Annotated in this window: 13 protein-coding genes; 6 read left to right on the top strand and 7 right to left on the bottom strand. The window is 39.9% G+C overall.

Annotation, left to right across the window (positions count from 1 at the left end; genetic code table 11):
• Positions 1-9: 9 nt before the first annotated feature.
• From BVC89_RS27660 to rfbA, 5 genes are all read right to left on the bottom strand, one after another.
• On the bottom strand, positions 10-621 hold the full coding sequence (locus BVC89_RS27660) for an XrtA/PEP-CTERM system exopolysaccharide export protein (RefSeq protein ID WP_086934314.1): 612 nt from the start codon (positions 619-621) through the stop codon (positions 10-12).
• Between the two features lie 45 nt (positions 622-666).
• Entirely contained in the window at positions 667-1,770 is a 1,104-nt protein-coding gene (gene rfbB / locus BVC89_RS27665; RefSeq protein WP_086934315.1) for a dTDP-glucose 4,6-dehydratase, read from the bottom strand.
• A gap of 133 nt (positions 1,771-1,903) precedes the next feature.
• Positions 1,904-2,773, bottom strand: a complete 870-nt coding sequence (rfbD, locus tag BVC89_RS27670) for a dTDP-4-dehydrorhamnose reductase (RefSeq protein WP_086934316.1) — start codon at positions 2,771-2,773, stop codon at positions 1,904-1,906.
• Positions 2,773-3,321: a dTDP-4-dehydrorhamnose 3,5-epimerase gene (gene rfbC, locus BVC89_RS27675; RefSeq protein WP_086934317.1), complete on the bottom strand. Its 549-nt coding sequence runs from the start codon at positions 3,319-3,321 to the stop codon at positions 2,773-2,775. Before rfbC ends, rfbD begins: the two co-directional genes overlap by 1 nt.
• Positions 3,321-4,208: a glucose-1-phosphate thymidylyltransferase RfbA gene (gene rfbA / locus BVC89_RS27680; protein WP_216825060.1), complete on the bottom strand. Its 888-nt coding sequence runs from the start codon at positions 4,206-4,208 to the stop codon at positions 3,321-3,323. Before rfbA ends, rfbC begins: the two co-directional genes overlap by 1 nt.
• Before the next feature lie 427 nt (positions 4,209-4,635).
• Between rfbA and BVC89_RS27685 the strand changes: the two genes are divergently transcribed.
• The 5 genes from BVC89_RS27685 to BVC89_RS27705 all read left to right on the top strand — a co-directional run bounded on the left by BVC89_RS27685 (position 4,636) and on the right by BVC89_RS27705 (position 11,214).
• A complete protein-coding gene (locus BVC89_RS27685; protein ID WP_086934319.1) occupies positions 4,636-5,646 on the top strand; it encodes a glycosyltransferase family 2 protein in 1,011 nt (336 codons plus the stop codon).
• Between the two features lie 20 nt (positions 5,647-5,666).
• On the top strand, positions 5,667-7,811 hold the full coding sequence (locus BVC89_RS27690; RefSeq protein ID WP_086934320.1) for a Gfo/Idh/MocA family oxidoreductase: 2,145 nt from the start codon (positions 5,667-5,669) through the stop codon (positions 7,809-7,811).
• Between the two features lie 135 nt (positions 7,812-7,946).
• On the top strand, positions 7,947-8,876 hold the full coding sequence (locus BVC89_RS27695) for an NAD-dependent epimerase/dehydratase family protein (RefSeq protein WP_086934321.1): 930 nt from the start codon (positions 7,947-7,949) through the stop codon (positions 8,874-8,876).
• A gap of 13 nt (positions 8,877-8,889) precedes the next feature.
• Positions 8,890-10,092, top strand: coding sequence for a glycosyltransferase (locus BVC89_RS27700; protein ID WP_086934322.1), 1,203 nt, complete (start codon positions 8,890-8,892; stop codon positions 10,090-10,092).
• A 9-nt stretch (positions 10,093-10,101) separates the two neighbouring features.
• Positions 10,102-11,214 (top strand): Gfo/Idh/MocA family protein, encoded by a 1,113-nt coding sequence (locus BVC89_RS27705; RefSeq protein ID WP_086934323.1) that lies wholly within the window; start codon positions 10,102-10,104, stop codon positions 11,212-11,214.
• Between the two features lie 19 nt (positions 11,215-11,233).
• On the opposite strand, the gene BVC89_RS27710 is transcribed toward BVC89_RS27705, so the two are convergent.
• Positions 11,234-12,706, bottom strand: coding sequence for a hypothetical protein (locus BVC89_RS27710; RefSeq protein WP_086934324.1), 1,473 nt, complete (start codon positions 12,704-12,706; stop codon positions 11,234-11,236).
• A gap of 727 nt (positions 12,707-13,433) precedes the next feature.
• Here BVC89_RS27710 and BVC89_RS27715 point away from each other — a divergent pair.
• Positions 13,434-14,390 carry a glycosyltransferase family 2 protein gene (locus tag BVC89_RS27715; protein ID WP_086934325.1) on the top strand — a complete coding sequence of 319 codons (957 nt, stop codon included), beginning with the start codon at positions 13,434-13,436 and terminating at the stop codon, positions 14,388-14,390.
• 84 nt (positions 14,391-14,474) lie between these two features.
• On the opposite strand, the gene BVC89_RS27720 is transcribed toward BVC89_RS27715, so the two are convergent.
• Positions 14,475-16,208: an ArnT family glycosyltransferase gene (locus BVC89_RS27720; RefSeq protein WP_086934326.1), complete on the bottom strand. Its 1,734-nt coding sequence runs from the start codon at positions 16,206-16,208 to the stop codon at positions 14,475-14,477.
• Between the last annotated feature and the right edge of the window lie 22 nt (positions 16,209-16,230).

The following is a 16,230-nucleotide window of genomic DNA, read 5'->3' on the forward strand; positions in this document are numbered from 1 at the left end:
CTTTTCAGTCTAGAAAAGTCTTTCCGGAACGGTAACAATATCTGAGGGAGCAAGAAGATAATTGGTATCCAGTTTCCCCTTATTGAGAATATCGTGCAATTTGATGGGGTAAATTTTTACCTGGCCATCAACCTTGCGATAGAGCTTGGCTCTATTACTCGATGCATACTGCGTTGGACCGCCGGCCTCCAGCACTAAATCCAATACTGTCATTCCATCTTTGTGAGGCAAAGATAACGGACTATCCACAGCACCCGTCACTCTTACTCTAAGTAGATAGTCAACGCTGCCCGCATTAGTAACAATCACACCCACTTGTGGACTACGCAAGTATGTTTCCAAGCTTTTAGTAATATTCCTTGATAGCTCGTTAGCAGATAAACCGCGAGCTTCTATATCACCGATTAAAGGCAGTGATATTTTACCATCAGGACGAACAGGCACGCTCATTGAAAGTTCAGCATTTTTCCAGACATTGATACGTAGCTCATCGCCAACACCAATTCGATACTCACCGAGAGTATCAACGGTTGATAAGTCAGGCCTTTCTAGAATTAAGCTAGAACTACTACACCCGCTCAAAACAAAAATAGCTATTAGTCCCAATAAACATTTAGTCATACATATCCCCTTTTTATTTTTGTTACCAGCGAAAGTATAGCCGAATCAATTGTACTGCTTATCAACCCACTCTTTATACGAGCCATCCATAACGGAAGCCCACCACTGTTGATTTGCAAGATACCATTCAATAGTTAAACGGATGCCCGTTTCAAACGATTCCTGTGGTTGATAGTTTAATACACTATTGGCCTTATTTGGATCTATCGCATAACGCCGATCGTGTCCTGGTCGATCCTTAACGTAAGTAATCAGTGATTCGGATGCTTGCGCATGAGCAGATTTGGCCTCAGGAAATCTGTCTTTTAATTCACTATTATCCTTAAACTGCTCGTCCATAAGTGCACATATTAGTTTTACAATATCAATATTAGCCCATTCATTAATGCCACCAATATTATAAGTATCGCCTACCTCACCTTTATGTATAACAAGATCAATACCTCGCGCATGATCTTCGACATATAACCAATCGCGAATTTGTTGGCCGTCGCCATAAATAGGCAAAGGCTTATCAAACAAGATATTGGTAATAACAAGTGGAATAAGCTTTTCAGGAAAGTGATATGGACCATAGTTGTTTGAACAGTTAGAAGTGCTCACTTGTAATCCATAAGTATGATGGTAGGAGCGTACTAAATGATCAGAAGCCGCCTTACTTGCAGAATAAGGAGAGTTAGGAGCATAGGGTGTATCCTCTCTGAAGGGTGGATCTTCAGGCTCAAGGGTACCATATACCTCATCCGTTGAAACATGATGGAAACGATGGTTTTCAGGCAGTAAGCCTTCATCCAGCCAAACTTTTTTAGCAGCTTTAAGTAAGCTATGCGTGCCCATAATATTAGTTTCGAGAAAAGCATCTGGGCCTAAAATTGAGCGATCTACATGAGATTCTGCAGCAAAGTGAACAAGAGTATCGACTTTTTCTTCACGTAATATCTGCTCAACTTTCTCCTGCTCCAAAATATTGCAATGAACAAAGCTAAAATTATCGTTTTTTGCAACTGGTTCTAGGTTTGCGTAATTACCAGCATAGGTTAGAGCATCGAGAGCAATAATTCGATCGTTTGGATACTTTTTCATCCAGTAATGAATAAAATTGGCGCCAATAAAACCGGCTCCCCCTGTAACAAGTAAGATCTTGCTCATAATCTGTCCTAACTACTTCTGTTATCTTATCTAGTAATGGCTGCAATCAAAGGTGCTTACAGCGTCATATATATAATTTAATACTTGGCATCTGCGGCCATATTTAATACCTAAGGCAAAGGGCCAAACAAAACTAATCGCTAGTCAATTCGCCTATCATATCCGCCAGCTGATCTTGCCAATGCTCAATGCTAATTTCAGGAAGAGCTTTCAATATTTTATTCTTATCCAATACGCTGTATGCAGGTCGGGCAGCAGGTGTTGGATAATCCTCTGTGGCAATACTGCTTACCGGAATTGGTGACGTAAGCTTACCCTTTTCAAGACCTAAGCGCTGGATTGCAACAGCAAAATCATACCAGCTAGCAACACCGGCATCCGTCCAGTGATACACACCTTCAATTTTGTTTTCTACTGCCGCCCAACATACTTTGGCTAAACCTTTCGCCCAAGTAGGTGTGCCAATTTGATCTCCAACAACACCTAATTGAGGCTTATCATTCATTAAGCGCAACATTGTTTTTACAAAGTTGTTGCCGTGACTGGAGTAAACCCAAGCAGTTCGAATTATCGCCCAGTTACTCACCATACTCTTTGCTAAAGCATCTTCACCAGCGGCTTTGCTTTCACCATATATTCCAAGGGGTTTTTTGTTCTCTTCTGGAGTATATGGTTTGCTAGACTGGCCATCAAAAACGAAGTCTGTTGAAATATGCAAAAAGTATGCACCAACGCCCTGGCATACTTTAGCGAGATTTTCAGGGCCGTAACGATTAACAGCAAACGCTTGTTCCTTTTCACTCTCTGCTTTATCTACTGCCGTATATGCAGCCGCATTTATCACTGCTGCTGGTTGAATTTCTTCAATGCACTTTTTTACCTTCTCGCCTTGCGTAATATCAAGCTCACACCGCGGCAAGCTAATAAACTCAATACCCGACGGCACTGTGCGCTGTAATTCCCAGGCCAGTTGGCCAGCACCAGTAACAACAACTTTAGTCATTATTTAAAAAACTCCACTTTGTCCCAAGTGACACCATTCTGATCTTTAGCTGACAATTGTGGCGGTTCACTATTAACCAAAGGCCAATCGATCGCCAGTGTAGGGTCATTCCACAGTAAGCACCTTTCATGCTCGGGCGCATAATAATCCGTGCACTTGTAAACAAATTCGGCAGCCTCACTCATTACATAGAAACCATGAGCAAAGCCTTCTGGCACCCAGAGTGAACGTTTATTTTCAGCAGATAATTCTACTCCAACCCATTGACCAAAACTCGGGGATGATTTTCGTAAATCTACCGCTACATCGAATACTGTTCCACTCACAACCCGAACTAACTTACCCTGGGTATTTTGTATCTGATAGTGTAAGCCACGCAAAATACCTTGCGTAGATTTACTATGATTTTCCTGCACAAAGACTCGTTCGCCACAGTGCTTGTTAAATTCGCTGACACGAAAAGTTTCCATAAAGAAACCCCGCTCATCCCCAAATACCTGGGGCTCTAGTATCTTTACATCCGCAATGTTTGTATCGATATACTGCATCAAAATACCTTATTATCTAATAACCTTAATAAATACTCGCCATAACCACTCTTACGCAGAGGTTCAGCTAAATCTTTAAGCTTTGTACCGTCGATAAAACCTGCACGGTAAGCCACTTCTTCTGGGCAATTTACCTTCAAGCCCTGCCTCTTTTCTATAGTAGAAATAAATTGCGCAGCATCGAGAAGACTGTCATGTGTGCCTGTATCGAGCCAAGCTGTGCCTCGCCCCATTACTTCTACTTGCAATTGTCCTTTTTGCAAATAGGCATCGATCACATCTGTAATCTCAAGTTCTCCCCTTGGCGATGGCTTCACTTGTTCTGCGATTTTTACTACTTCTTGGTCGAAAAAATAGAGACCCGGAACAGCATAATTTGATTTTGGCTGCTCAGGCTTTTCTTCAATTGAAACCGCTTTCCCTGAATCATCGAACTCAACAACACCGTAAGCACGAGGGTTAGCAACATGATAACCAAATACCGTGCCACCTATTTCCTGATCATTGGCTTGACGCAAGGACTTGACTAAATCATGACCATAAAATAAGTTGTCACCCAGTACAAGGGCAACGGAATCTTGGCCAATAAACTCTTTACCAATAATAAAAGCTTGGGCTAGACCTTCTGGTTTGGGCTGTATCGCGTAGGACAGATTAATCCCCCAATGGCTGCCATCGCCCAAGAGCTTTTCAAAACGGGGCAATTCTTCCGGCGTACTAATAATTAATATCTCACTAATACCCGCTTGCATCAGAGTAGCAAGAGGGTAGTAAATCATAGGTTTATCGTAAACGGGCATGAGTTGCTTACTAACAACCATTGTAAGAGGATAGAGTCTAGTGCCACTGCCACCGGCTAAAATAATACCTTTTCTCAAAGTCGTCACCTTAAATAAAATTACACCTGAATAAAATGTCTTATTATCTACAACGCTAACAAGACGATTACTAACACTACTGCAATTTAGTTGTTAAGAGTCAGGATGAAATACGTATGTGATAATGTGAAATTATCCGTATTTCACCGGCTTGATAATCCCTTTTACCTGCAATCGCAAGGAAGCAATAAAGTCTATCGCTTAAGATTAGCGCGCAAATATAACAGAAATACATCTCTTGTGTATCAAAAAGAGTGGGAGTTTGAATAATGACAACAGAATATCGTAAAAATTATTTAGGATAGATTTCACTGGCGAATACAGTCACAACATGCCAACATATATTAACTTCCGGCACGAAATTCGCTTTCAAGTCCGCCGGAAGAACTAAAGCGTTGTATATTGTAAAAAATCTTGAATTGGTAAACGAGTCGTTATGGATCAACAATCAGAATCATCGAACAACACAGGTTTTGTCGTTATTGGGCGCAACGAAGGGGAGCGCTTAAAATCAGGATTAAATGCCATACAAAAATTATGCGCGTCATCCGCTATTGTATATGTTGATTCCGGCTCAAGTGACGACAGTGTTGCTTTTGCAAGATCTATCGGTATTGAGGTAGTAGAGCTAGACCTAAGCATACCATTTACCGCTGCGCGCGCGCGTAATGCTGGGTTCAACCGACTTTATTCAATAAATCCGGAAGTACAATATGTACAATTTATGGACGGCGACTGCGAGTTACTTCCAGGCTGGATAAAAAACGCAACACAAACCCTTTCAGAAAATAAAGATATCGCTGTTGTTAGCGGTAGACGTGTTGAAAAATTTCCCGACGCTTCTATTTACAACACTTTAATGGACATAGAATGGAATACTCCTGTAGGGGAAACATTAGCAGTACTAGGAGACATGTGCGTTAAAGCCAAAGTTTTCAAAGAAGTTGGAGGCTTTTCTGAAAACATTATTGCCGCAGAAGATGACGATGTATGTTTAAGAATCCGCCGGGATGGCTATAAAATTTTTCGACTAGATGTAGAAATGAGCCGCCATGACGCAAATATTATGCACTTGTCCCAATGGTATAGGCGTTCAAAGCGTGGTGGACACGGTTACGCCAATATTAACCATATTCACGGCAATGGCCCTGATAAATATTTTCGCCGCGAACTTATGAGCGTGATGGTTTGGGGAGGCTGTGTGCCCTTGGCATTTTTGCTATTTTTGCCTATTCAACCAAAGCTTGCACTCGCTATTCTCGTTCTCTACACAATGTTTATAACAAAGACTGTTATGCGCAGACTAAAACTAGGCGATTCATTCAAAGTAGCACTCGCCTATGGTGTACTTATATTTACAGGCAAAATCCCCGAGCTTATGGGGGTATTTGAGTATTGGAAAAATCGCTTACTCTCTCGCAAGCATCAGTTAATCGAATATAAATAAACTAAGCACGATACTATATTATGAGTGAATCAATATTGAGAGCCGGAATTCTCGGTGCAGGTTACATTTCAGATTTCCATCTAAAAGCGATTGGCAAACAGAAGAATGCTGAACTTGTCGCCATATGTGATATGAACGAGCAAGCAGCAAATAAGCTTGCAGCGCAATCTCCTGGTGCAAAAGTCTATACTGATTTATCGCAAATGCTCGATCAAGCAAACCTGGACGTTGTACATATACTCACACAACCGGACAGTCACTTTGTTCTGGCAAAGATGGTGTTAGAGGCGGGCTGCCACACTATTTTAGAGAAACCCGTTACAGTAAATGCTGAAGAAGCAGAAAAGTTAGCAGAACTAGCAAGAGAAAAAGATCTATCTATCGCGATCAATCATAATTTTGTCTTTTCTAGACCATTTAATCAGCTGAAAAACATTCTTGATAGTGGCGAACTTGGTCCTATCAAATCCATTCGTGTTGTCTGGAAAAAAGCGTTGGCTCAAATGAACTTTGGCCCGTGGAATTTATGGATGTTACGTGATCCTGGCAATATATTATTTGAGACAGGCTCCCATTCGTTATCTGAGCTATTAGCCGTTGTTGATAATGCCGAGATAAAAAGTGTCGATGCTCAATTACCTAAAGCCTTGCCATCAGGTTCAATTTTTTATCGCCGTTGGAATATCACAGCATCTTCCGGCCCAATATCTATACAAATAGATACCGCCTTTGATCAAGGTTACGAGCAGCATTTTGTCGAAGTTGAAGGCATGTTTGGTGTTGCTAAGGCCGATATGGAGAATGATGTATTCACTATCGATCAGCCGACTGGCCGCGCCTATGATTTGGAGCGTTTTTGCGTTAACTTTAAAGCAGGATATTCACGTGTAAAACAGGCCTTTAGGACCTATGGCAGTTATGCAGCTTCTAAATTCCTAAGTAGCGCCACTGGTGCCCCTTATGAAACAAGTATGCTAAATGGTATAGCCAACTGCTACGATCAACTCGTCAATAATACCAAACGCAAAGAATCTAGCATCGAATACGCAATTGCAGTTGCTAAAACGGCACATGCAATTCAAGATTTGATGCCACAGACTCCAGCCTTAAGCCCTGAGCAACTGCCACAGATTCCAGACACAGTTAAAGAACCGACAGTCGATGCAAAAATACTTATTGTCGGTGCCTCAGGCTTTATTGGTAAACGTTTGCTGCTAGAGCTACAAAATCAGGGCAAAAGTGTCCGCGCGCTAGTAAGAAATGCCTCATCATTAGTGGGGATCGAGCTCAGCGATAATAGTGAAGTGATGGTGGGCGACTTCCGCAATGACAGCGTTATTGAAAAAGCATTGCATGGCATTGAAGTAGTATTTCACTTAGCTGTTGCGCATTCAAATAGCCTTGAAGGCTATTTGAATGCGGACTCCGAGCCAACACTAAAGTTTGCGCGTCTATGCCAATCAAAAAATATTAAGCGCTTTGTATATACCGGTACTATTGATTCGTTAAACCTCGCTCAGCCTGGCGACATAAGAGAGATAGATGGTGTCGATAGTCAAATTGATCGTCGCAATAATTATGCACACAGCAAAGCGATAACAGAATCCAAACTCAATAGAATGCATAGGGAAGAGGAATTTCCATTGGTGATTGTAAGACCTGCCATTGTTCTTGGCGCTGGCGGGCCTGTTAACCATGTTGGGGTTGCCAACTGGTTTGGCTTGGGACGTTGCACTTATTGGGGTAATGGTACAAATTACATTCCCGCTGTGTTAGTTGAAGATATTGTTAGTGGCCTGATCGCCACAACTGAAGCGGAAGGCATCGAAGGTAAAACATACAATCTATCTGCCAAATCATGTATAAGCGCACGCGATTACGTGGCTGAAGTAGAGAAAGTTCTAGGTAGTAAAATTATTACGTCATCTTCAAATGCGGTGAGCCACTATATTGGTGATATGTTCAAGTGGTTGATCAAAGTACTGGCTCGTCATCCCGATGCGGCACGTATACCGTCAGTTCAAGACTGGAAATGCCGGGAGCAGCAGGCATCTTTTGATACCTCTAGAGCAGAACAAGACCTTAATTGGCAACCGACCAACGACCGTGAAACTATCATAGAAAAGGGCGTGCGCGAACCAACTCGCTTATTTCTACAAGGTTGATGTTTATAGATTTATTTTGATTCACAAACATGTACTCTAGATGTTTGTGAATATCAAAATAAAAATATCGAAGCTATAACCCAAACACCAATTCGAGCACCAACTAGCTAATACTTCCTCTACGGTTTATCGATTATGAAAATTGCAGTGACCGGCGCAAATGGTTTTATCGGACGCAAAGTGGTAGAAAATGGAATTGCCGCTGGCCACCATATACTTGCTGTCGTCCGTAAAAACACGCCCAGTGAATGGCACAAAATAGATAAACTACAAGTCCTTCATTGTGATTTACTTGATGCAACGAGCCTAGCCAGTTCCTTAAGTGGGTGTGACGCCCTGATAGATCTTGCTGCTGTAATGCATGGCAATGACCAGCATAGTCAAACGTTGAAAATTACCCGCAATGTGATTTCTTGCATGGAGCAAGCTGGTGTCAAAAAGCTTGTAGGCTTAAGTAGTATTTCAATACTCGACTATACCAAACAACAGGCGATGGCAATTATCGACGAAGACGTATCGATTAACCAAGTTAACGAGCAACTTGGCCCTTACGCTTTAATGAAGCGTGATCAAGAAGATTTGTATAAAGCGTGGAAAGCGGAAGACTCTAAAACTGTCATAGTTAGGCCAGGCATTGTTTATGATGATCAGCAGCTATCCAACGCACATGTTGGGTTTATAAAAAGCAAACGGGGTATTGCGGCTATACATGAAGGTTTCGTGCCTATTGTACATGTCAATACAGTAGCAAAAGCACTAATTACATCAGCAGAATATGAAGTTAGCAATGAAGTTATTCATCTGGTTGATGATGATTTACCAAATCAAAAACAGTATATTGACTTATTAAAAAGAAAAGGTGTGGTTAGTAATACAATACCATTACCTTGGAAAGTATTTTCCAACCTTATGGCACTTATTCGTTTGCCACTTAAGCTCATCAATAAAATACCTGATAGCTTTCGTTTAAACAGTATTGCCGCTCGCCAAAAGCCATTTCAATTTAGCAATGATAAGGCGAAACAATTACTTAATTGGCAACCTAAAAAATCGCTAACTAATTAAAAGGAAATTATTCGTGCGTATCGCTTATTTCACTAATACCTACCCACGAGCAACCGATACATTTATCCGCAGAGAAGTTATCGGCCTACGCAAACGCGGGTTCGATGTTGTGACCTATTCTGTGCGAAAGACGGGCAGTGATCACGATGTAGATGAGGAAGTTATTACTGAAAAAAGAAACACAAAATATATTCTTCCATTCAATATTTTAGCTCTTTTGATTCTTAATTTTAAAACGTTAATTGCAGACCCTAAAAATTATTTACGTACATTTATTCTCGCATATAAAACTGTTCGCCCGGGGATCAAAGGCCACTTCTTGCAGCTGGTATATTTTCTTGAAGCTGTGTCATTATCGAAGTTATTGATCGAGGATAGAGTTGAACATCTACACAATCATCTGGGAGACAACAGTGGAACAGTCACTCTGCTAGCAGCTAAGTTAGCCGATATTCCATACAGTATCAGCATTCATGGACCACATATCTTTTTCGATGGTCTACACTGGGCCTTAGATAAAAAAACAGAACATGCTAAGTTTATTTCATGTATCGGGCATTTTTGCACAAGTCAAATGATGCTGTATTCAGATAAAGAGTATTGGTCCAAATTTAAAATTATTCGATGCGGTGTGGATTTAAATCGATTTGATTATCAAGAACCTAAAGGCATAGCCAAAAAAATGGTGTATGTCGGTAGGCTATCCGCTGAAAAAGGCGTTCCTATTTTATTTGATAGTATCGCTAAGTTAAAAGAGCAGAATTACGATGTGCAATTAACATTGCTCGGTGATGGTGAAGATAGAGATTTTCTCGAGAAACTTGCACATGATATGAATATAAATGATCATGTTATTTTTGGCGGCTTCGTTGATCAAAAAACTATCGCCACTACTTTGAGAGAAAGTGATATTTTTGTTTTACCAAGTTTTGCAGAAGGTATTCCTGTTGCACTGATGGAGGCGATGGCTATCGGAATTCCAGTGATAGCAACCTATGTTGGTGGAGTTACAGAATTAGTGATTGATCAAAATACCGGCCAAGTTGTATCAGCCTCTGACTCTGAAGGTCTGGCGCAAGCAATAGCGCGATATATAGATCAACCCGAATGGTGTAAAACTATATCAAAAAATGCTAGAGAAAAGGTTGCTACTGAATTTAATATTGAAGATCAGGTAGATAAATTGGCACAATTATTTTCTACTGAAAAAAATTAAGGCATTGCAATGACAACAACATATATTGCACTTATTGGCTGCGGCTTTGTTGCCGACTATTACATGGCAACTATCGATGCTTATCCAGAATTGGAAATTAGCGGTGTATACGATAAAAACCCAAAGCGTCTCAAAGCGTTTAGTGAATACTATAAACTCAATACCTACTCTTCAATTGAAGATTTACTGTCAGATAAAAAAATCTCCATCGTTCTTAATTTAACTGACCCTCGTTCTCACTACACTATTTCTAAACAGTGTTTACAAGCAGGCAAACATGTCTATAGCGAAAAGCCTCTGGCGATGAATTTTGAAGACGCAGAAGATCTTGTAAAATTAGCCAAAGAAACAAACTTACATATATCCTCAGCTCCGTGTAGCGTGCTTGGAAAATCAGCAAAAACGCTGGCTCATGCAGTGAGGAACAAGATGTGTGGAGACATCAAGCTTGTCTATGCAGAGCTTGACGACGGTATGGTTCACAAAATGGCCTACAAAAAGTGGTTTAGCGAATCTGGTGCGCCCTGGCCTTATAGAGATGAATTTGAAGTAGGCTGTACACTTGAGCACGCGGGCTACTATTTAGCTTGGCTAATGGTAATGTTCGGACCGGTAAGAAGTGTCACTGCGTTTTCTGACTGTGTTGTACCTGAAAAAATAGGTGATGAAGAGCCACTGCAACCTTTTGATACCGCAGACATTTCCTTTGGTTTATTAAAATTTGAGAGTGGTGTTGTCGCTCGTCTAAGTACGACTATTGTTGCTCCTCATGACCATTCTATCCGAATTTTTTGTGACAATGGTGTTATTTACATGGACGAATGCTGGGATAACGACGATGAGGTATATCTTAAAAAAATGGTGAGAATTCGTCGTAAGACATTTTTATCTCCTATTAAAAAGAAAGTGAAGCTACCAAATGAAGTTAAAGTCAATAAGGTAGATCGCGGAAACACCAAAATGGATTTTTTGCTAGGCGTGCAAGACTTAGCAACCGCAATAAATACAGGAAAACGAAACCAATTAAGTGCAGATTTTTCATTACATGTGAATGAAGTTGCGTTGGCTCTACAGTATGCAGGTACTCAGAGTAGCACTTATATTACGAAGAGCCGTTTTTAAAAAAATTAAGGTGCAATTTTTAAAAAAGGCTAACCTTATTAGCTTCTCTTTTTTCAGCATCCACTTTAGCTACAATGTTAGAGCAAATAGATAAAATTACCCAAATCCATTGATAGCTCCATCCAAGTGGGCTGGTAGTGGCTAAATTAAAACTCAATACTGCCAACGAGCACAGCATAAACATGCCCAATGTATATTTTTCTCCTGAGGCAGATCTTAGTGCAGTATAGGTTTTAATCATACCGCCGATAAATGCTATCATAAGTGCAATCATAGCGAACATACCGTAGTGGAGAGCGAAGTAAACATAGGAATTTACCACATCGATTATACCCTCCCCTTGCCTTAACACTTCCATTCGAGGGTCATCAAGTGCATTAAAATTACCGGCAATGAAATTATCTGCAATAACCCCTTGCGATACTTCGATAAGTTTATAGCGATAACCGAAATTGCTTTTAATGAAGTCCTGCCCAGTCGCGAGAAATATGCCCAAACCCACAACAACAGCAATAAGAAATTTATTTTTTGGATCTCGCTTCATTTCTATTCCCTTACCGAAGGCAAAATAGAGAAACCACATCATACCGATACCTGCCATCCCGGCTCTCGATCCTGTAAAGAATGTTCCACCTATAGCAACAAATAGAAGCCCCCAGGCGAGAAGCTTGCTATAGCTCTTAGGAGCTTCGAATCCACTTTTCTTGAAAACTAGATATGCACATAGAAAGGCAAAGTTACCAAATAAAGATAGTACTAAAGGGTTACCATACACCGCTTCCGCCCGTAAGAAGCCATGGCGATATTTATACATCGAATAAATAAAGTTCTCAAAGCCTGCTACCTGTTTGAACGATTCGTAGAGCTTCCAACTTAGAAGCCCTTCTGCAATTGAAACAAACATTTGAGCGATTAAAGCAAAGCTTATGGCGGCAAAAGCAAGTAAATAGTTGCGTAAATAAAACCTTATAACGAGATAAGGCAGTAGGTATTCAACCACAAGCCAGAGGTTTGCGCGTAGGGTTCCGGTGAAATTACCAAATCCAAAATTTAAAAAGAATTGCCAAATAATAAAAAATATAGCGGCATAATCGATCAAGTTAAATTTTCGTGTAGAAGGATCTTTTTTCTCCTTAAATAATATGGGAATAATCAAACCAAACACGAGAACTTTAAAATAATTTAACTCACCAAGGTTAATACCTGGATTGACAAAAAAACCTGCATCGTTAGGCATGACAAAAGCAATACCTAATAGCAGGCATATTTTGTATGAAGCATCTTCTCCTCTGGTAAAGCGGAGACACATAATGAACGCGGCAATGTAGGAGAGCAGCAGCATCTTAAGCAGGCAGGATGAAACGGTAATAACCACGGAAGCAATAAAGTACTTCTTAAGTTCTTTATCAAACGGCGTTAATCTTGAAAGTAAAAAGTACGATCCGTAGTGTGCTGCCACACACACTAAAAATATCTTTATTTGCATTCCCATTAGTTAAATCCAGTATTTCGTTTAGGCATGATGAATTAGCCTTTCACTACTAAAAAGGGCCAATCTTTGATCAATCCTATAACAAAATTAATGTAGATAGACTCCAGGCAAACGTAAGCAAGCACTAACAACACTTAGGATATGCGATACGGCTTAACGATTAATTTTGTCGACTTACATTTTAACATTCTTATAGAGCTAATTAACTATGGATTGTCATAAAGAAAAGAGAGGAATTTTGCCGTCTGTTTAGGCGTTTGCCACCGCTCAAAGCTTCCGCTCCCGGCTCACGCCCCTTCCCTACAATCCATGTAGGCATGGGCCTATGAGCAAGGCAAGCAACGACAACAGACGGCGAAATAACCGCTTTATTATGCCAATTTGTATTTAATTAGCTCTATCCTAAACCATAACTCAGTCTTTACCGACAAGCATAGCAAACTGTTAGAGATAGCTAATAATAGGCCTTAAAGACGTGTAAAGATTATGGTTTTAATGGCGCAAATAAGCTCTAGATCACAAATAAGTCTCTGCGTGACACCTTATAGTGAACAACACATGTAAACCGTCGCATGTATACACCAATTACATTACCATTGCGTTGAAGATAAATTGTTTGGACACTCATATTGCTGAAGCTATAAAAACGCAAGAGCCATAAGAGCTATAGCTGAAATTTTAATCATTATGGGTGGCTATCAAAAGACACTAATAAGTAGATATAAGTATGAATAACAAAACACTGTCTATTCTGGTGCCGATGTACAACGAGGCTGAGGTTATCCCTGTATTTTTTGAAAGTATCCAAAAAGTGCTTGAGACGCTCGACATTAACTGGGAGATTATCTGTGTCAACGATGGATCTTCAGATCTAACTCTGCCCATGCTAGAAAGCGTATGTGCATCTGAACCTCGCATTAAACTTGTATCATTTTCACGTAATTTCGGTAAAGAACCCGCGATGACAGCTGCTCTCGATTACGCGAGCGGTGATGCCGTTATACCTATCGATGCGGACTTACAAGATCCGCCTGAGATTATAGGAGAAATGATCGCTAAGTGGCATGAAGGATACGACGTTGTTTATGCTAAAAGAGCCTCGCGAGATACTGACAGTGTTATTAAGCGTAATACTGCACACTGGTTTTACTCATTATTTAATAAAGTAAGTGACATTCCAATTCCTGAGAACGTTGGTGATTTTCGCCTAATGGATAGGCGTGTTGTTGATGTTATAAAATCATTACCCGAAAAAGACCGCTTTATGAAGGGTTTATTTTCTTGGCCTGGCTTTAAAACAACAACTATAGAGTTTATTCGCCAGAGCCGCGAAAGTGGCACATCAAAATTTAACTATTGGAAACTGTGGAATTTTGCTCTTAGTGGGATTACATCATTTAGTACAGCCCCAATTAGAGTTGGAACGTATTTAGGTTCTATCATTGCAGGTTTTTCTTTTATCTTCGGAATTTTTATTATTGTCAAAACTCTCTATACAGGTATCGATACCCCTGGTTATGCATCTCTAGCTGTTATTGTATTGTTTCTCGGGGGTGTTCAGCTTATGTGTATTGGCTTATTGGGTGAGTACATCGGAAGAATATATATGGAAGTTAAGAACCGTCCACTGTATGTAGTGGATAAGACTATAGGATTTGATTCTTCTTTGGAGGAAACTATTTAGGGCCTGTTAGCACTAGTTTGATCACTTCTTTTTGCTCTCAAATAGGCCATTGTTTCCTCTTAAAAAATCCTTAATGCATAAGAACTAGCTGGAAGATACTCTACAATCAAAAACAGTTACTGTTGCTTCTAAGAAGAATGATTTCACTGGATTAAAGACAGACGTTTTATTACATCTATTTTCAATTTCTCCATAGAAATTCCTAAATACTTGAACCGGTGTCTCGTTAAGGTAATAGTGATGATCCGCTAAAACAAATACATCGAAACCTTTGTCGATCCAATAATCTAATACCCATTCTTCTTTTTGCAAAGGCCATGTATACGGTTTAATAGCATCACCAAGAGAGTCGTCATCTGTATTCTCTAACCCAAACATAACACCTGGCATGCCAAAATAATAAATAGCATCGGGAGCGGATTTTTTGATGTAGCGTTCTTGTGAGCGCTCGGGAAGAGTAACGTTATATTTTGCTGCTATACGATCGTGACGAGCAAACTCAGCTTCTTGTGCTTCTTTCTTTTTAGGTAGTCGCAATTCAAAAGAAGCAATAATTTTCCTATCGCTGTATTTTTCTTCTACAAACTGAGCAACTTCATCTGCAATAGGTTTGGCCAGAGTTTGTTTCCATATGATCGAAGACCCATAAAAAGATAAAATTAAGGCTATCACTGATAAGCTAACAGAAGCCAAGCGAATTGAACTTAAACCTGCGCGAGAACAGTCAAGTAACAGTAAAGCTGCAAATAGTTGCATTAAAGTGAAGTATGGCACCCAGAGGCCCGAATGTTGTCGCGTACCGGACATAATAACTAATATAAGAGTACCAAATGCTACAGATAACCAACAAATATTTAACAAAGCCTTTTCGCTAAAGCGGGAATACTTGGAGTTAATGTAGAATGGGAAAACTATAAATAATAGTGTTACAACGATGTTCACACCATAAGAAGTATGAACAGCCAGCATGAACCAAGTAGATAACGCATCAACAAATGACTCGCCTTCACGAATCGACATTTGCGCTTGGATTTTTTGAAAATCAAGAAAATTCTTAAAGTCTAATAAAATACCGATGTTAAGAATACACCACGCAATAAACATGACGATACCGGTAATAAATAGCGACTTAAATGTACTATTTATATCAGTTAAGCGCCAGTGCAGATACGCATGCCCAAGCATGAGAGGTGCCAAAATAAACACATAGGAATGTTTAAAACTTAATGTCAAAGCAATAGCTAAACCCAGAAAAATATCATATTTTATCTTTTCTAAGTTTTTATACTTTTCAAGCATTACGTAGACTACCAGCACTGCAGATGTAGCCAATGGGATGTCACTTTTAGATAAGTGAGATAAGAGAAGCATTACGGGAATAAATACACCAAAAGCCCCCGCAATAATGCATGAGCTACGAGAAAATTTTAAACTCTTTGCTATCAGATAAAATAATGGGGCAACTGCAGCACTCATGAACACAACTACTAAGCGAGCAGTTAAATAGAATACTGTGGGATCTGAAAAATATTGTGCTCGAAATTCGGCAGCGCTGTACCATATGGGAATTAATCGACCAATTACAAATAGAATTCCGAAGAAAACAGCGTTTATATAATTTAGTAGTGGAGGATAAAAGTGTTGTCCTGGAACTAACTGTCCAGTTAATACTTTAGCTGCATCATTGATACGCTCATCTCCATGCCAATATCCGTAATGCATACCAATGGCGCGTACAACTATTGCTATGATAAATAGCCAGAGTAATAGGCGAGTTTCCCGTACATTTGTAATTAACTGATAATATTTATCTAGCATACTTCCCTCCTATTTGTTTATG

It is taken from the genome of Agarilytica rhodophyticola (assembly GCF_002157225.2).
Classification (GTDB): domain Bacteria; phylum Pseudomonadota; class Gammaproteobacteria; order Pseudomonadales; family Cellvibrionaceae; genus Agarilytica; species Agarilytica rhodophyticola.